Below are 16,815 nucleotides of genomic sequence, written 5' to 3'. Positions count from 1 at the left end.
CGGTCTACTCCAACTGATCGCGCAGGCGTGCCAGGGATTTCGCGAGCAGACGTGAGACGTGCATCTGCGATATCCCCACCCGCTCGGCAATCTGGGTCTGGGTCATCGATTCGAAGAAGCGCAGCAGCAGGACTTGGCGTTCCCGCTCGGGAAGGCTTGCGAGCAAGGGCCGCAACGACTCCCGGTTCTCGATCTGGTCGAGGTTGAGGTCGACGTCGCCGAGGGTGTCGGCAATCGCGGGCGCCTCCTCGGTGCCACCGCCGGCTCCGTCGATCGACAGTGTGTTGTACGAGCTGCCGGCTACCAGGCCCTCGACGATCTCGTCACGGTCCATCTCGAGCTCGGCGGCGAGCTCCGACGGAGTGGGCGCGCGTCCCAGTTTCTGCGACAGCTCAGCGGTCGCAGCGCCGAGCCGTAGGTGCAATTCCTTGAGCCGCCGCGGCACCTTCACCGACCAGCTGTTGTCGCGGAAGTGACGCCGGACCTCGCCCATGATCGTGGGCACGGCAAAGGACACGAAGTCCGATCCCGCGTCCACGTCGAACCGGATTACCGCGTTGACCAACCCGACGCGCGCCACCTGCACCAGGTCGTCGCGTGGCTCACCACGACCGTCGAAACGGCGGGCGATGTGGTCGGCCAGCGGGAGGCATCGCTCCACGATGGCGTCTCGCTGGCGAAGGAACTTCGCGGAGCCCTCGTCGAGCCCCTGCAGGGTGCGGAACATGTCGACCACGTCCGCATATTCGGAATTCGAGCGTGACGCCGAACCCCGGGAGGACGACGTCGTCACCTCAGCGAGCTCGCTCGCCTCGTCGTCAAGGAGATCCCGAAGATGTGCGAATCCTCGGGGCCATGACCGTCGTGGAAGGTGCTGACCTCGTCGGTCAGGGAGCTCAACACGTGCCAGCTGAAACTGCCGGGCACGACGATGTCCGGCGACGAGCACGCCGTGGAGACGTCGACGACGAGTTGCTCCTCGAGTGGATGCACCACGAGTACGAGGGTGGCGTCCGACGTGGCGGACCGGATGAGCCGGGTGCAGGCCTCGTCCACCGCCAAGCGAAGGTCTGCCACGCTGTCGAAGTCCAAGTCTTCGTAGGTGCCTACGGCACCGACCACCGTGCGAAGCACAGCCAAATTCTCCAACTTGGCTGCGACTCGAACCTCCACTGATCGCGAGCTTCTGTGCCCGCTGCCGTGGCCGTACTCACCGTCTGACACGCGCCCTCCATGTGATCTCCACGCGAGATTACCCCGAGGTGGCTCTTGGTTAACCACCAGCACTCCCGTCACCGGATACCGGCCGACGGGTGCCACGGGTACACGACTCGATCGGACTCGTGGTCATGACGTCGCCCCGCCTCCCGCTCGATTGATACGACTACTCGCGCTGTGAGTGCCCAAGGGAATTGTGGCTAAACCCTCGCCGCCTTCGGGGCGTCGTGCGCCGAGGTCCGAAAACGCGCGGAAACCAACGGTATTGGCGCCATCGTGTACCCCCACGGGGCCCGCTGTGCGACGCGCACACCGACAGTGTGCCCGTCCGGCAGTAGAGACCAGGAAGTCGCGGGCACCGTGACCGGCAATGACGCTCTCTCTCGCGATGGCGCGGCCGCTCGCGCCGACGCCGAAGCCGCCGAGGCGCCAAGAGTCCGGCCGCACGACGTGCGGGCATTGCATCAGATGGCTACCGTCGAAGAGTGGACCTGACCACCGTCGAGACGATCAGCGCGCCCCGCCGACGCGACGAGTTGTGGCCGATCGGGCCGTCGGACGCCGTCCTGGCCGGGGGCACCTGGCTGTTTTCCGAACCGCAGCTACAGACCCGACGGCTCGTCGACCTCTCCGCATTGGGGTGGGCGCCGATCACGGTGACCGACGACGGCGTCGAACTGGCCGCGACCTGCACCGTGGCCCAGGTGTCCGCCCTGTCCGCCGAATTGGGGCGGACCCACCCACACTGGTTGGCAGCCCCGCTGTTGCATCAGTGCTGCACCGCGTTGCTGGCGTCGTTCAAGATCTGGGGCGAGGCAACCGTCGGCGGCAACCTGTGCCTGTCCTTTCCGGCCGGGTCGATGATCTCGTTGGGCTCCGCCCTCGACGGCGAGGTCCTGGTGTGGCGCGCTACTGGTGACGACTACCGGCTACCCGTGGCCGAGTTCGTCACCGGCGATTCTCGCAACGTGCTGTCGGTCGGCGACGTGGTGCGTTCGATCCACGTGCCTGCCGCGGCATTGCACGGGCGGACCGCGTTCCGCAAGCTGGCTCCCTCGCCGCTGGGTCGGTCGGGCATCGTCGTCATCGGGCGCGTCGACGACGACGGCTCGTTCGTCCTGTCGATCACCGCGGCGACGGTGCGGCCCTACGTCTTCACCCTGGCTTCGGTCGACGCCGAGGCCGTGCGGCAGGCACATGCGGACATTCCCGACGACGCCTGGACCGACGATCCGCATGGTGATCCCGATTGGCGCCGCGGGGTGTCCTTGGTGCTGGCGGAGCAGATCTGCGCGGAGCTGTCCCGATGACCGAGCGAGAAGCGGAGCGGGATCGCGCATCGGTCGAGCGAGAAGCGGAGCGGGATCGCGCATCGGTCACCGTCAACGGCGAGGAATTGCAAGGGGATCCCCGGCCCGGCCAGTGCCTGCGCACCTACCTCCGCGACCACGGGCGTTTCGAGGTCAAGAAGGGCTGCGACGGGGGCGATTGCGGGGCATGCTCGGTGCTGGTCGACGGGGCGCCGGTGCATTCGTGCATCTATCCCGCGTTCCGGGCCGTCGGCCACAACGTGACGACGGTCGCGGGCCTCGGCACTCCTGAACGACCGCACGCCCTGCAACGCCAATTCGTCGAGGCGGCGGGTTTCCAATGCGGCTTCTGCACCGCGGGCATGATCACCACCGCGTCGGCGCTGACTGCCGAGCAACGCGACGACCTGCCTCAGAATCTGAAGGGCAACCTGTGCCGGTGCACGGGGTACCGCGCGATCACCGACGCGCTGGCGGGCACGGTCAACACCAAGAAGTCCGGCGCCACCGGGGAATCCGTCGCCGCCCCGGCGGGCTTGCGCGTCGTCACGGGGACCGAGCAGTACACGATGGATCACGACGTCGCCGGCTTGCTTCACCTCGCGGTGGTGCGCAGTCCCGTGGCCCACGCGCGGATCACGTCGCTCGACACGGCCGAGGCTCGACGGATGCCCGGCGTGCACCTCGTGCTGACCCACCATGACAGCCCCGCCGTGGCGTTCTCCACGGCACGCCACGACAGTCGACTCGACGATCCCGACGACACCGTCGTGCTCGACGACACCGTTCGCTTCGTCGGCCAGCGGGTGGCCGCCGTGGTCGCCGACACGCAGGCGATCGCCGAGAGTGCTTGTCGCGCCATCCGCGTCGAGTACGAGGAACTCCCGGCGGTGTTCGACCCGGAGTTCGCCAGGGCCGACGGCGCCCCGTTGCTGCACGCCGACAAGGACGTCGACGCGCGCATTGCCAACGCGACGCGCAACATCGTCGCCGAGGTGCACGGCGGCGTCGGCGACGTCGGGGCCGGGGTGGCCCAGGCCGAACGGTCCGGCGGCGCGGTCGTCCGCGGACGCTGGCACACCGGGCGCGTCCAGCACGTCCATCTGGAGACCCACGGGTGCACCGGATGGCGGGACGAGAACGGACGCTTGGTGATTCGCACCAGCTCTCAGGTGCCGTTCCTGGTCCGCGACGAGCTCTGTCACGTGTTCGGACTGGAACGTGACGCCGTCCACGTCTTCACCCGTCGCCTCGGAGGGGGTTTCGGCGGAAAGCAGGAGATGCTGGCCGAAGATCTCGTCACCCTGGCGGTGCTCCGACTCGACAAACCGGTGCGCTACGAATTCAGCCGCTCCGACGAGTTCACCTCGGCGCCATGCCGTCATCCCTTCCGCGTGGACGCCACCGTGGCGGCGGGCCCGGACGGGGTGTTGACCGCCTTGTCGGTCGACGTGCTGGTCGACGCGGGCGCCTACGGCAACCACAGCCCCGGCGTCATGTTCCACGGGTGCAGTGAATCGGTCTCGGTGTACCGCTGCGCGAACAAGCGGGTCGACGCACAGGCGGTGTACACCAACAACATTCCCTCCGGTGCGTTCCGCGGGTACGGACTCGGGCAGGTCATCTTCGCCGTCGAGTCGGCGCTGGATCAGCTCGCCGAGCGACTCGGCATCGACCCGTTCGACCTCCGGCGGCGCAACGTCGTCGTCCCTGGCGATCCCTTCACCGACGCCCACGTCGCCGACGACGACCTGACCTACGGCAGCTACGGGCTCGACCAGTGCCTCGACCTCGTCCAAGGCGCGTTGGCCGCGGGTGGGGGCACACCCCCGCCCAAGGGTGACCAGTGGAAGGTCGGCGAGGGCGTCGCCCTGGCGATGATCGCCACCATCCCACCGCGCGGTCACTTCGCAGACGCCTCCGTCACCCTCGACCGTGACGGCAACGTGACGCTGTCGGTGGGCACCGCCGAGTTTGGCAACGGCACGTCCACCGTGCACTGTCAGATCGTGGCCTCCGAGCTCGGCGTCGACGTCGGGCGCGTTCACCTCCGTCAATCCGACACGGACGCAACGACGTACGACACCGGCGCGTTCGGCTCGGCCGGCACGGTGGTCGCCGGACTGGCCGTCAAGGCAGCGTGCGAGGACTTGCGAGCGTCACTCGTCGCCACCCCGGACCTGCGGCCGCTGACGGGTCACGGGCGCCACGAGGGCACGCCTCGGTCGGTGGCGTTCAACGTGCAGGGGTTCCGCGTCGCGGTCGACGTCAGCACCGGGGAGGTGCGCATCCTGGCTTCGGTGCACGCGGCCGACGCGGGCGTGGTGATGAATCCCGAGCAGTGCCGCGGCCAGGTGGAGGGCGGTGTGGCCCAGGGCATCGGCGGCGCACTCTACGAAGAGATGCGCACCGGCCCTGACGGCGCCGTCACGACGAATGCCCTACGCAACTACCACATTCCGCAGCTCGCCGATGTCCCGGCAACCGAGGTGTACTTCGCCGACACCTACGACGCGCTGGGCCCGTTCGGGGCGAAGTCGATGAGCGAGTCGCCGTACAACCCGGTGGCTCCGGCGCTGGCCAACGCCATCGCGAGGGCCTGCGGTGCACGTCTGCACCGGTTGCCCATGACACCCGCGCGGGTGTGGCGGGCGTTGCAGGGCTGACGTCGGCTCGTGCCGTCGGACTGTCGGTCGGGCCGCTTAGCATTCCCAGCGTGTGGAGGGCCAACGCGTGGAAGACGTATGTCGTGGTGGCGGTCGCCGCGGGCATCGCCGCGCACGTGGCGGGGCTGGATCTGCGGTGGAGCATCGTCGCCGCCGTGCTGGTGCCTGCACTGCCGGCCTTCCTGGTGGGCGTGCTGCGCGGCGCCCGCACACCGGCGGCGCGGGAGGATCCGGCCGTCGCCAAGCAGGCCATGACCGGCACCGAGTTCGAGGACCACGTGGCGCGCATCGCCAGGTCCAGCGGCGCCTCGGTGATCATGACCGCGACGACGGGTGACTTCGGCGTCGACCTGGTCGTCGGGCGGCGACCCAACCGCCTTGCCATTCAATGCAAGCGGCAGTCCCGGCCGGTCGGCTCGGGCGCCGTGCAGGAGGTCGTGGCCGGCGCCGCGATGCACGACTGCGCGCACACCATGGTCGTCACCAACCACGACTTCACCCCCGCCGCCCGACGACTCGCCGAGCGGCACGGGTGCGTCCTCGTCGGCGGCGACGGGCTAGTGCGGCTCGGTTCTACGATCCGCAGGCTCACCGCACCGGACCGCTAGACGGCCTCAGAGTCGGGCCAGCACCGACCGCACCGCGTCGACCGCGGCGTCGAGCTCACCGCGGGTGACGGTGAGTGCGGGCCGGAAGCGCACGCTGTCTGGACCACTGGCGAGCATGATGACCCGACGATCCCACAGCGCCGCGATCAGCGCGTCGCGCTGTCCGGCGGTGGGCATGCTGAACGCGCACATCAGCCCGCGTCCGCGGGGGTCGACGACGAGGCCCGGGAACTCCGCGGCCAGATCCGTCAGTCGGCCCAGCAAGTGCCGGCCCAGCTCTGCCGCCCGCGGCACGAGTGCCTCGTCCTCGATGGTCTCGAGGATGCGCCGCGCCCGAACCATGTCGGTCAGGTTGCCGCCCCAGGTGGAGTTGATGCGCGAGCTGACGGCGAAGACGTTGTCGGCCACGTCGTCGACCCGGGTCCTGCTGTGCCCCTCGCGAGCGCGACCGCCCGCCATCACACCGCATACCTGCGTCTTCTTGCCGAAGGCGACGACGTCGGGCGTGACGCCCAATTGCTGGTAGGCCCAGGCGGTTCCGGTCATGCCGCACCCCGTCTGCACCTCGTCGAAGATGAACAGGGCGTCGAACTCGTCGCACAGGTCACGCATGGCGGCGAAGAATTCGGGCCGGATGTGACGGTCGCCGCCCTCCCCCTGGATCGGCTCGGCGATGAAGCACGCCACGTCGTGCGGGTTGGCCTCGAACGCCGCGCGGGCCTGCCGCAGCGACTCGGCCTCGAGCTGCTCGACGTCTGCACCGGGTCGCACGTACGGCGAAGCGATGCGCGGCCAGTCGAACTTGGGGAACCGGGCCACCTTGTTGGGGTCGGTGTTGGTCAGCGACAGCGTGTAGCCGCTGCGTCCGTGGAAGGCGCCCTCCAGGTGGAGCACCTTGGTGCCCAGCGCCGGGCTGACACCCTTGGCCTCGTTGAGCCGGCTCTTCCAGTCGAAGGCGACCTTGAGGGCGTTCTCCACGGCGAGCGCGCCGCCGTCGACGAAGAACAGATGCGGCAGCGCCGGGTCGCCAAGCACCCGGTCGAAGGTCTCGACGAATCGGGCCATCGGGACGCTGTAGACGTCGGAGTTGCTCGGCTTGTTGACCGCCGCGGCGGCGAGTTCGGCGCGGAACGCCGGGTCGTCGGCGAGCGACGGGTGGTTCATGCCCAGCGCCGACGAGGCGAAGAACGTGAACATGTCCAGGTAGCTCTCGCCGGTGCGGGCGTCGACGAGGTGCGACCCGGCCGAACGGTCGACGTCGAGCACGAAGTCGAGGCCGTCGGCCAGGATGCTGCGGCTGAGCACCTCGCGGACGTCGTCGGGCGCCACGGCTCGAGAGGCGACGGCGGATGTGGCGCGGGAAGGCAGGACAGCGGTCATGCCGGCATCTTAACGGAACTTTTACGGCTTCCGCGAGCCTAGGCAGGATTTTCTACGGCAGGACGTCGCGACCTTCGTAAAAAGTCTGTAAGATGATGGTGCTTCGGGTGCGGACGTTGGCTGCCGTACGGATCTGTTGCAGCAAGTCTTCGAGCGCCCGCGCCGACCGGACACGCACCAGGAGGACGTAGCTTTCGTCCCCGGCCACCGAGTGACACGACTCGACGGCCGCGATGTGTTCGAGTCGCGCGGGAGCGTCATCGGGTTGAGAGGGGTCGATAGGGGTGATGGACACGAACGCCGACAGCATGTTTCCGACGGCCTCGGGGTCGATCCGGGCGTGGTACCCCGTCACCACGCCGCGCGTCTCGAGCCGCCGCACGCGGGACTGCACCGCCGACACCGACAGGCCTGCACTCGCGGCGAGGTGGGCCAGCGTGGCCCGTCCGTCGGCCAGCAGCTCCCGAACCAAGGTGCGGTCGATGTCGTCTAGGTCGTCGGACGCATCCATGGCCGGAGACTATCCCAGGGGTTCGGCGCCGGGGGTCCCCCCGCTTGCGGAGGAGAGCGTGGCGACCCGGGGAGTGGGTAGCGCCAGATGAACGTGACGACCACCGACCTGAGGAGCCGCTTCGCCGCGGCGCTCTCGGCCATGTACGGCGCCGAGGTGCCTGCCTACACCACGCTGGTCGAGGTGAGCACGGAGGTCAACCGCGACCACCGACGCGACGACGCACTGGGCTCGATCGAGCGCGTGACCGCCGAACGCCACGGTGCCATCCGGGTGGGCAGCCCACGCGAACTCGCCGACGTCGCAGCTCTGTTCGCCGCCTTCGGAATGCACCCCGTCGGCTTCTACGACCTGCGCGAGGCTGCGCACCCGGTCCCCGTGGTCTCCACCGCGTTTCGCCCGATCGACACCGACGAGTTGGCGCACAACCCCTTTCGCGTGTTCACCTCGATGCTCGCCACCGCCGACAGCAGCTTCTTCGAGCCAGAACTCAGGGCGCGCGTCGACCGGTTCCTCGATGCGCGTGAGCTCTTCGACCCCGCGTTGATCGCCATGGCGCGGAACATCACCGCCGACGGAGGGTGCCGACCCGAGGTCGCCGACCAGTTCGTCGGACGGGCGGTGGATGCGTTCGCCCTGTCTCGCGATCCCATTGACGCCGGGTGGTACGACGAATTGGCGCAGGTGTCCGCCGTGGCAGCCGACATCGCCGGGGTGCGGAGTACCCACGTCAACCATCTGACGCCCCGCGTCCTCGACATCGACGAGCTGTACCGCCGCATGGTCGCCAGGGGTGTCGCCATGACGCGGGCCATCCAGGGTCCACCCCGCACCGGCGGGCCCGCGGTCCTGCTGCGCCAGACGTCGTTTCGCGCGCTCGCCGAGCCGCGCCGATTCCGCGATGCTGGCGGTGCCGTGACCGAGGGCACCCTGCGGGTCCGCTTCGGCGAGGTGGAGGCTCGCGGCGTCGCGCTGACCCGCGCCGGCCGCGAGCGCTACGACCTCGCGATGAGTGAGGACGATCCCGCGTCGGCGTGGACCGAGCACTTCCCGTCCTCGCATGCCGAACTGGCCGCCGCGGGTCTGGCCTACTACCGGGGCGGCGATCCCACCAAACCCGTTGTCTACGAAGACTTCCTGCCGGTTTCGGCCGCGGGCATCTTTCGATCCAACCTCGACGCCGAGCCCACGCCGGGCCGGCGTCCGTCCGACGTCACCGGTGACGTCGCCTACGACCTGACCTGGTTGGCCGGTGCCATCGGCCAGCACGTCCACGACCCTTACGACCTCTACGAGAAAGCAGCCACAGAGTGACTTCCACCCCCGCCCTTCCCACCGCCGACGTGCTCCGTGACCGGGCCCGCGCCGCGCTGAAGGCCGTCGGCTCCACCGTCGAGCTCGGCGAGCCGGGCGGCCCGGGCCTGCAGGCCAGCACCCCCGTGACCGGTGACGTGTTGTTCACCGTCACCGAGACCACCCAGGAGCAGGCGGGCGCCGCCATCGCCGACGCGGCGGTGGCGTTCGCGGCGTGGCGGGTGACGCCCGCCCCCGTGCGCGGGGCCCTGGTCGCCAGGCTCGGCGAACTGCTCGTCGAGCACGAGGCCGACGTCGGCGCCCTGGTCACCATCGAAGCGGGCAAGATCACCTCCGAAGCCCTGGGCGAGGTGCAGGAGATGATCGACATCTGCCAGTTCGCGGTCGGCCTGTCGCGGCAGCTGTACGGGCGCACCATCGCCTCGGAGCGGCCGGGCCACCGCCTGATGGAGACCTGGCATCCGCTCGGCGTCGTCGGCGTCATCACCGCCTTCAACTTCCCGGTCGCGGTATGGGCGTGGAACACCGCGGTCGCCCTGGTGTGCGGTGACACGGTGGTGTGGAAGCCCTCGGAACTCACCCCGTTGACGGCCGTCGCCTGCCAGGCGCTGATCGAGCGGGCCGCCGCCGATGTCGGCGCGCCGACGAACGTGGCGCGACTGATCCAGGGTGGCAGGGAGATCGGCGAGCAACTCGTCGACGATCCCCGGGTCGCGCTTGTCAGTGCGACCGGGTCGGTGCGGATGGGCCAGCAGGTCGGGCCCCGCGTCGCCCAGCGCTTCGGCAAGTCGCTGCTGGAACTCGGCGGCAACAACGCGGCCGTCGTCACGCCGTCGGCCGACCTCGACCTCGCCGTGCGGGGCATCGTGTTCTCGGCAGCCGGTACCGCGGGTCAGCGCTGCACGACGCTGCGCCGCGTGATCGCCCACACGTCGGTCGTCGACGCCCTGGTCGACCGCATCACCGCGGCGTACCGCAGCCTCCCTATCGGCGACCCGTCCTCCGACGGCACGCTCGTCGGACCGCTCATCCACGAACGCTCCTACCGCGACATGGTGGGCGCGCTGGAGAAGGCCTCCGCCGACGGTGGCGTGGTCACCGGTGGCGCCCGCCGCGAGCTGGGTGAGGGGTCGTTCTACGTGGAACCCGCGGTCGTGCGGATGCCGTCGCAGACCGCAGTGGTCCACGACGAGACGTTCGCACCAATCCTCTACGTGCTGACCTACGACACCCTCGACGAGGCCATCGAACTCAACAACGCCGTTCCCCAGGGCCTTTCGTCGGCGATCTTCACCACCGACATGCGCGAAGCCGAGCGCTTCATGGCTGCCGACGGGTCCGACTGCGGTATCGCCAACGTCAACATCGGCACCTCGGGGGCCGAGATCGGCGGTGCGTTCGGCGGTGAGAAGCAGACCGGCGGGGGCCGCGAATCGGGGTCGGATTCCTGGAAGGCCTACATGCGGCGGGCCACCAACACCGTCAACTACAGCTCCGAGCTGCCGCTGGCCCAGGGCGTGCACTTCGGCTAGGCACGTCGTCGTCGAACGTCGAGTTTCGGTCGCCGCGGACCCCCGATGGCGACGGAAACTCGACGTTCGCGGCTAGGTATCATCGCGGCGTGACCGAGCACGTCGAACAGAGGGAATTCCAGGCCGAGGCCCGTCAGCTGCTGCAGCTGATGGTGCACTCCATCTACTCCAACAAGGACTCCTTCCTGCGGGAGCTGATATCCAACGCCTCCGACGCACTCGACAAGCTGCGCCTGGAGGCGTTCCGCGACAAGGACCTCGACGTCGACGTCTCGGATCTGCACGTCGAGCTCGAGGCCAACGCGGACGCGCGCACGCTGACCGTCCGCGACAACGGCATCGGCATGACGCGCGACGAAGTGGTCGACCTGATCGGCACCCTGGCCAAGTCCGGAACGGGCGAGCTGCGCAAGAAGCTCGGGGAGGCCGACAAGGCCACCGACGCCGAGCAGCTGATCGGACAGTTCGGCATCGGCTTCTACTCCACGTTCATGGTGGCCGATTCCGTCGTGTTGTTGACCCGCAAGGCCGGCGAGACGTCGGCCACGCGTTGGGAATCCAGCGGTGACGGCACCTACACCATCTCCGAGATCGACGACGCGCCGCAGGGCACCTCGGTGACGCTGCACCTCAAGCCCGCCGACGCCGACGACGAGCTGCACGACTACACCTCTCCGTGGAAGATCCGGGAACTGGTCAAGAAGTACTCCGACTTCATCTCGTGGCCGATCCGGATGGACGTCGAGAAGACCGCGCCGGCCGAGGACGGCGGGGAGCCCACCGTCACGGTCGAGACCGAGACGATCAACTCGCGAACGGCGCTGTGGGCCAAGCCCAAGAGCGAGGTCTCCGACGAGGAGTACGCCCAGTTCTACAAGCACATCGCCCACGCGTGGGACGAACCACTCGAAGTCATCGCGATGAAGGCCGAGGGCACCTTCGAATACCAGGCGCTGCTGTTCATTCCGTCGATGGCGCCCTTCGACGTGTTCAACCGCGACGGGCAGACCGGCGTCCAGCTCTACGTCAAGCGCGTGTTCATCATGGGCGACTGCGACGAGTTGGTACCGGAGTACTTGCGCTTCCTCAAGGGCGTCGTCGACGCACAGGACATGTCGCTCAACGTGTCTCGGGAAATCCTGCAGCAGGACCGCCAGATCAAGGTGATCCGTCGCAGCCTCACCCGCAAGGTGCTCTCGACCATCAAGGAGATGCAGGCCAACCGTCCCGAGGACTACCAGACCTTCTGGACGCAGTTCGGCCGGGTGGTCAAGGAGGGCTTGATCTCCGATGCCGACAACCGCGACGCCCTGCTGCGGCTGTCGTCGTTCGCGTCGACCTTCAGCGCAGATCTGCCCACCACGCTCGCCGACTACGTCTCCCGGATGAAGGAAGGCCAAGACCAGATCTACTACGCCACCGGCGAATCGCGCCATCTCCTCGAGCGCTCACCGCACCTGGAGGCGTTCAAGGCCAAGGGCTACGAGGTGCTGCTGCTGACTGATCCCGTCGACGAGGTGTGGGTGGGATCGGTGCCGGAGTTCGACGGCAAGGCGCTGCAGTCGGTGGCCAAGGGCGAGGTGGATCTCGGCGCCTCCGACGACGACTCCGACGACGCCCAGCGTGGCGACTTCGCCGCGCTGTTGACCTGGTTGCAGGAGACGCTGACCGAGCATGTCAAGGAGGTGCGGCTCTCGACGCGGTTGACGTCGTCACCGGCCTGCCTCATCACCGACGCGTTCGGCATCACTCCCCAGTTGGCGCGGATGTACCGCGCCTCGGGTCAGGAGGTGCCGGTCGGCAAGCGCATCCTCGAACTCAACCCGGATCACCCCCTGGTGACCGGCCTACGCGACGCCCTGGCCGCCTCGGAGGAGTCCGAGGGCTTGGCCGAGACCGCCGAATTGCTGTACGGGACGGCACTTCTCGCCGAGGGCGGGGTGCTCGACGATCCGGCCCGGTTCGCGGCACTGCTGGCCGACCGGCTCGCGCGCACGGTCTGAGCGGCCGCGTCATGCAGATCGAGGGCACGGTCGCCGTCGTCACCGGTGCCGGTTCGGGCATCGGTCGCGAACTCTCGGTCGCGTTCGCCGCGGCCGGCGCCTCCGTTGTGGCCGGCGACCTCGCCGCCGACGGCGTCCGCGACACGGTCGACCAGATCACCGCAGCCGGCGGTTCGGCGGTCGGCGTGGTCGGCGACGCGGCGTCGGTCGACGGCGTCGCCGCGCTCATCGACCGCGCGGCGGACGCATTCGGACCGGTCGACGTCTTCGTCGCCAACGCGGGCATCATGGGTCCGCCTGGCCTCGGTGACGACGAGTCGGCCTGGGACACCGTTCTCGACGTGAACCTGCGCGCCCACGTGCGGGCGGCCAAGGCGCTGATGCCCGGCTGGGTGGCGCGCGGCGAGGGCCATTTCGTCAGTGTGGCGTCGGCGGCAGGGCTGCTGACCCAACTGGGGGCCGCGGGCTACTCGGTGACCAAGCACGCCGCGGTGGGCTTCGCCGAATGGCTCTCGGTCACTTACGGCGACAGCGGAATTGGCGTGTCGTGCGTGTGCCCGATGGGCGTGGACACGCCGCTGTTGGGCGGCATCCGAGACTCCCCCGACCCGGTGGCCAGGATGGCGGGGGCCGCGGTCGCCACTGCTGGCGAGGTCATCGGCCCGGATCGAGTGGCGGCCATGACGGTCGACGCCGTCCGCGACGGCCGATTCCTGGTGCTGCCGCACCCCGCCGTGTTGGACATGTACCGGCGCAAGGGCGACGACTACGAGCGCTGGCTGGCGGGCATGCGGCGCTACCAGGGCACGCTGAGCTAACCGGCGACGGCGGGTTACCGCGACGTCAGTTCGATTTCGACGCGTTCGGACAACGCCGAGACGGAGATGCCGAAGGTCTGCAGGACATGGACTTCGCCTGCGGCCGAGTCGATGTCGAAGGTGGCGACCTCCGTGTACACCCGGCTGACGCAGCGCAGCCCGGTCAGCGGGTAGGTGCACTGCGGAACGAGCTTGGCGGTGCCGTCCTTGGCGAAGAGGTTCATCATGACGTAGACGCGCTTGGCGCCGATCGCCAGGTCCATCGCACCTCCGACGGCGGGAATGGCGTCCGGCGCCCCGGTGTGCCAGTTCGCGAGATCGCCATGGCGGCTGACCTGGAACGCCCCGAGCACGCAGACGTCGAGGTGGCCTCCGCGCATCATCGCGAAGGAGTCGGCATGGTGGAAGTACGATGCGCCAGGCGTTTCGGTGACGGGGATCTTCCCGGCGTTGGTCAGGTCGGCGTCGACGTCGTCGCCGAAGGCCCGACCGCCCATGCCGAGCATGCCGTTCTCGGTGTGCAATACGATGCCGGCGTCGGGGTCGAGGTGATCGGCCACGGTGGTCGGTTGCCCGATGCCCAGGTTGACGTAGGAGCCGGGGGGAATGCCGCTGGCCACCATGGCCGCGAGTTCGTCGCGGTCCAGTGGGCCGCGGTCGAGGTGTTCGACGGTGACGTCGAATGCAGTGGTCACGAGGCCTCCTTCGTGGCGTCCGACATGGCGGAGAGGTTCAGTACCCGGTCGACGTAGATGCCCGGCGTCACCACCGTCTCGGGATCGATCGCACCGGCGTCGACGACGCAGGCGACCTGAACGATCGTCAGCGCGGCGGCGGTGGCCATCACGGGTCCGAAGTTGCGAGCGGTCTTGCGGTACAGAAGGTTTCCGACGGTGTCGGCCTTCCATGCGCCGATCAGGGCGACGTCACCGCGGATCGGGTACTCCAGCACGTAGTCCCGGCCGTCGATGGTCCGGGTCTCCTTGCCCTGGGCCAGTGGAGTGCCCACGGCGGTCGGGCAGAAGAAGGCTCCGATGCCGGCCCCCGCGGCGCGCATGCGCTCGGCGAGGTTGCCCTGCGGCACCACTTCGAGGTCGACCTTGCCTGCGCGGTACAGCTCGTCGAAGACGTAGGAGTCCGCCTGGCGGGGAAACGAGCAGATGACCTTGGCGACCCGCCCGGCGGCGAGGAGGGCGGCCAGCCCGGTGTCGCCGTTGCCGGCGTTGTTGCTGACGATGGTGAGGCCGGTGGCTCCCTGCTGGATCAGCGCGTCGACCAGGGTCGTGGGCATCCCCGCCATGCCGAATCCGCCCACCAGGATCGTGGCACCGTCGGCGATGCCTGCGACGGCCTCGGCGGGCTCGGAGTGGATCGTCGTGCGGCTCATACCTCGACCATAGGTCCCTGGATAAGTATTCTGAAATACTCGTATCTGGTCCATTGATAGTCAGGGTGTTTCAATCGTGGAGCTGCGGCACCTTCGTTACTTCCGGGCGGTCGCCGAGGAACTGCACTTCGGACGCGCCGCCGAGCGGCTGCACATTGCGCAACCCCCGCTGTCGCAACAGGTTCGACAGCTCGAGCGCGAGCTTGGCGTCAGCCTGCTCACCCGGAGCACGCGTCGGGTCGAGCTGACCCGAGCCGGCGAGGCGTACCTGCGCCGGACGATCGCGATACTCGACGCCGTCGACGACGCAGGCCACCAGGCGAGGCGTGTGGCGCAGGGATTGGAGGGTCACCTCTGGATCGGATGCGTGGGTTCGGCGACGTATTCGGTTCTGCCCCGCCTGGTCCGGGCGCTGCGCGAACAGCTGCCGCAGGTGGAGATCAGCATTCGCGGCGAGATGCTCGCTCCCGCCCAGCTCGACGCGCTGCGCAACCGCGACGTCGACATCGCCCTGTTGCGACCACCCGTGGACGACCCCGCCATCCGGACCGAGCACGTTCGCCGAGACCGCCTCATGGTCGCCGTGCCGTCGGCCCACCGGCTGGCCTCACGGGACACCCTGCGGGTCGACGACCTGCGCGCCGAGGACGTCATCGCCCACGCCGGTCAGGACAGATCGGTGATGGGCCGCCTGCTGACGGCGATGTGCGCCGACGCCGGGTTCGTTCCCCAGATCCGACAAGAGGTCTCGGAGACGTCGACCTTGGTCACGCTGGTCGCCGCGGGCCTCGGCATTGCGGTGGTGCCCGCGCCAACGGCCGATCTCGACGTCGCCGGGGTCACCTATCGACCGCTGGAGCCGGCAACGCTCGGCGTGGACCTGGTGGCCGCTCATCTTGGAGACGCGGCGCCGCCCGCGGTGGAGCGTGCGCTCGAGGTGCTCCGCGGCCTGGCGCTGTGAGCGGAAGGCACCGGCGGCGGCGACCAGGCTCAGCAGAGTGAGCGCAGCTGCTCGATCAGCTTCACGCGTTCGTCGGCGGTGCCAGCCAGAGGGACGACGTTCAAGACGGTGACACCGGCCTCGCGGAATGCCGCGACACGCTCCTTCACGAAGCCCGCCGAACCGATCAGGGACACGTCGCGCACCAGCGCATCCGGTACGGCCTTGGCGGCCAGCTCCTTCTCACCGGCCAGGTACAGCTCCTGGATGCGGTCGGCCTCTGCGGCGTAGCCGTATTTGACGGCCAGCGTGTGATAGAAGTTCTTGCCCTTGGCGCCCATCCCGCCGATGTAGAGCGCGAGGTGGGGCTTGACCCACTCCCGCAGGCCGTCGACGTCGTCTCCGATGGCCAGTGGCGGCCCGGCGAACACCTCCAGGTCGCCCAGCGCGCCATCGCGCTTGGCCTTGCCCGCGGCCAACGGCTCGCCCCACACCTGTTCCGCCTTCTCCGGCAAGAAGAAGATGGGCTGCCACCCTTCGGCGATCTCGGCGGCCAGTTCGACGTTCTTGGGTCCCAGCGCCGCGAGGAGTACCGGAATGCGTTCGCGGACCGGGTGATTGATGAGCTTGAGCGACTTGCCCAGCCCAGTGCCCCGCTCGGCGGGCAACGGAATTTGGTAGTACTTGCCGTCGTACTGCAGCCGCTCGCGGCGCCACACCGCCCGGCAGATCTCGACGACCTCCCTGGTGCGTCCGATCGGGGCGTCGTAGGGCACCCCGTGAAAACCTTCGATCACCTGAGGTCCCGACGCACCCAGGCCGAGGATGTAGCGGCCGTCGGAGACGTAGTCCAGCCCGGCGGCGGTCATGGCCGTCAGGGTGGGAGTGCGGGTGTAGAGCTGCAGGATGCCCGACGCCAGTTGGATGCGATCGGTCTTGGCCGCAAGGTAACCCAGCGCGCTCACCGCGTCGAAGGAGTAGGCCTCCGGAACGAAGACGATGTCCAGCCCGGCGCGTTCGAGATCCGCGACTTCCGCGGCGACTTCCTTGAAACCGCCGGCGTAGTTGATACCCAAGCCTATGCGCATTCCGCATCCTTCCGATCGGACCCCGCGGTCATCGTAGCTT

General features: G+C 68.8%; 15 protein-coding genes. 8 read left to right on the top strand and 7 right to left on the bottom strand.

The genetic code is table 11. The annotated features are described in order from the left end of the window. Positions 1-4: 4 nt before the first annotated feature. Together H7K45_RS15545 and H7K45_RS15540 are read right to left on the bottom strand one after the other, a co-directional pair. Positions 5-793 carry an RNA polymerase sigma factor SigF gene (locus H7K45_RS15545; RefSeq protein WP_263996689.1) on the bottom strand — a complete coding sequence of 263 codons (789 nt, stop codon included), beginning with the start codon at positions 791-793 and terminating at the stop codon, positions 5-7. Further along, positions 790-1,224: an ATP-binding protein gene (locus tag H7K45_RS15540; protein WP_263996688.1), complete on the bottom strand. Its 435-nt coding sequence runs from the start codon at positions 1,222-1,224 to the stop codon at positions 790-792. Before H7K45_RS15540 ends, H7K45_RS15545 begins: the two co-directional genes overlap by 4 nt. A 479-nt stretch (positions 1,225-1,703) precedes the next feature. On the opposite strand from H7K45_RS15540, the gene H7K45_RS15535 reads away from it, so the two are divergent. Genes H7K45_RS15535 through H7K45_RS15525 form a run of 3 tightly spaced genes read left to right on the top strand, consistent with a single transcriptional unit; the run spans position 1,704 to position 5,802 of the window. Further along, positions 1,704-2,528, top strand: coding sequence for an FAD binding domain-containing protein (locus H7K45_RS15535; RefSeq protein WP_263996687.1), 825 nt, complete (start codon positions 1,704-1,706; stop codon positions 2,526-2,528). Further along, on the top strand, positions 2,525-5,194 hold the full coding sequence (locus H7K45_RS15530) for a molybdopterin-dependent oxidoreductase (protein WP_263996686.1): 2,670 nt from the start codon (positions 2,525-2,527) through the stop codon (positions 5,192-5,194). The genes H7K45_RS15535 and H7K45_RS15530 overlap by 4 nt, the downstream gene beginning before the upstream one ends. A 50-nt stretch (positions 5,195-5,244) precedes the next feature. After that, complete coding sequence (locus H7K45_RS15525) at positions 5,245-5,802, top strand: restriction endonuclease (protein ID WP_263996685.1); 558 nt, start codon at positions 5,245-5,247, stop codon at positions 5,800-5,802. Between the two features lie 6 nt (positions 5,803-5,808). Here the strand turns inward: H7K45_RS15525 and lat are convergent, their stop codons facing one another. Next, complete coding sequence (gene lat / locus H7K45_RS15520; protein ID WP_263996684.1) at positions 5,809-7,182, bottom strand: L-lysine 6-transaminase; 1,374 nt, start codon at positions 7,180-7,182, stop codon at positions 5,809-5,811. A 52-nt stretch (positions 7,183-7,234) separates the two neighbouring features. After that, positions 7,235-7,693 (bottom strand): Lrp/AsnC family transcriptional regulator, encoded by a 459-nt coding sequence (locus tag H7K45_RS15515; protein ID WP_263996683.1) that lies wholly within the window; start codon positions 7,691-7,693, stop codon positions 7,235-7,237. Between the two features lie 87 nt (positions 7,694-7,780). Here H7K45_RS15515 and hglS point away from each other — a divergent pair, with 87 nt between their 5' ends. From hglS to H7K45_RS15495, 4 genes are all read left to right on the top strand, one after another. Continuing rightward, complete coding sequence (hglS, locus tag H7K45_RS15510; protein ID WP_263996682.1) at positions 7,781-9,007, top strand: 2-oxoadipate dioxygenase/decarboxylase; 1,227 nt, start codon at positions 7,781-7,783, stop codon at positions 9,005-9,007. Further along, positions 9,004-10,539: an L-piperidine-6-carboxylate dehydrogenase gene (gene amaB, locus H7K45_RS15505; RefSeq protein WP_372512552.1), complete on the top strand. Its 1,536-nt coding sequence runs from the start codon at positions 9,004-9,006 to the stop codon at positions 10,537-10,539. Before hglS ends, amaB begins: the two co-directional genes overlap by 4 nt. An 89-nt stretch (positions 10,540-10,628) precedes the next feature. Beyond that, positions 10,629-12,542, top strand: a complete 1,914-nt coding sequence (gene htpG / locus H7K45_RS15500; protein ID WP_263996681.1) for a molecular chaperone HtpG — start codon at positions 10,629-10,631, stop codon at positions 12,540-12,542. Positions 12,543-12,553: 11 nt separating this feature from the next. Then, positions 12,554-13,360: an SDR family oxidoreductase gene (locus H7K45_RS15495; RefSeq protein ID WP_263996680.1), complete on the top strand. Its 807-nt coding sequence runs from the start codon at positions 12,554-12,556 to the stop codon at positions 13,358-13,360. A 14-nt stretch (positions 13,361-13,374) separates the two neighbouring features. Here H7K45_RS15495 and H7K45_RS15490 read toward each other — a convergent pair whose 3' ends face one another. Continuing rightward, positions 13,375-13,983 (bottom strand): CoA-transferase, encoded by a 609-nt coding sequence (locus H7K45_RS15490; protein WP_372512566.1) that lies wholly within the window; start codon positions 13,981-13,983, stop codon positions 13,375-13,377. A gap of 68 nt (positions 13,984-14,051) precedes the next feature. After that, a complete protein-coding gene (locus H7K45_RS15485; protein ID WP_263996678.1) occupies positions 14,052-14,747 on the bottom strand; it encodes a 3-oxoacid CoA-transferase subunit A in 696 nt (231 codons plus the stop codon). A gap of 76 nt (positions 14,748-14,823) precedes the next feature. Between H7K45_RS15485 and H7K45_RS15480 the strand changes: the two genes are divergently transcribed. Then, the gene (locus H7K45_RS15480) at positions 14,824-15,708 is read left to right on the top strand and encodes a LysR substrate-binding domain-containing protein (RefSeq protein WP_263996677.1); all 885 of its coding nucleotides are present in this window, start codon (positions 14,824-14,826) and stop codon (positions 15,706-15,708) included. Positions 15,709-15,737: 29 nt separating this feature from the next. Here H7K45_RS15480 and H7K45_RS15475 read toward each other — a convergent pair whose 3' ends face one another. Further along, complete coding sequence (locus H7K45_RS15475; RefSeq protein WP_263996676.1) at positions 15,738-16,775, bottom strand: LLM class F420-dependent oxidoreductase; 1,038 nt, start codon at positions 16,773-16,775, stop codon at positions 15,738-15,740. Positions 16,776-16,815 lie beyond the last annotated feature (40 nt).

This window comes from Mycobacterium yunnanensis (assembly GCF_025823185.1).
In the GTDB taxonomy this organism is placed as follows: Bacteria; Actinomycetota; Actinomycetes; order Mycobacteriales; family Mycobacteriaceae; genus Mycobacterium; species Mycobacterium yunnanensis.
The sequence above is the reverse complement of the archived record's forward strand: the minus strand, read 5'-3'. Positions and strand labels throughout refer to the sequence as shown.

What these genes read in the sequence shown, in the direction of transcription:
- H7K45_RS15515 (WP_263996683.1), bottom strand. Translation starts at nt 7,693, where the DNA reads ATGGATGCGTCCGACGACCTAGACGACATCGACCGCACCTTGGTTCGG.
- H7K45_RS15485 (WP_263996678.1), bottom strand. Translation starts at nt 14,747, where the DNA reads ATGAGCCGCACGACGATCCACTCCGAGCCCGCCGAGGCCGTCGCAGGC.
- lat (WP_263996684.1), bottom strand. Translation starts at nt 7,182, where the DNA reads ATGACCGCTGTCCTGCCTTCCCGCGCCACATCCGCCGTCGCCTCTCGA.
- H7K45_RS15490 (WP_372512566.1), bottom strand. Translation starts at nt 13,983, where the DNA reads ATGGTGGCCAGCGGCATTCCCCCCGGCTCCTACGTCAACCTGGGCATC.
- H7K45_RS15495 (WP_263996680.1), top strand. Translation starts at nt 12,554, where the DNA reads ATGCAGATCGAGGGCACGGTCGCCGTCGTCACCGGTGCCGGTTCGGGC.
- hglS (WP_263996682.1), top strand. Translation starts at nt 7,781, where the DNA reads ATGAACGTGACGACCACCGACCTGAGGAGCCGCTTCGCCGCGGCGCTC.
- H7K45_RS15475 (WP_263996676.1), bottom strand. Translation starts at nt 16,775, where the DNA reads ATGCGCATAGGCTTGGGTATCAACTACGCCGGCGGTTTCAAGGAAGTC.
- H7K45_RS15530 (WP_263996686.1), top strand. Translation starts at nt 2,525, where the DNA reads ATGACCGAGCGAGAAGCGGAGCGGGATCGCGCATCGGTCGAGCGAGAA.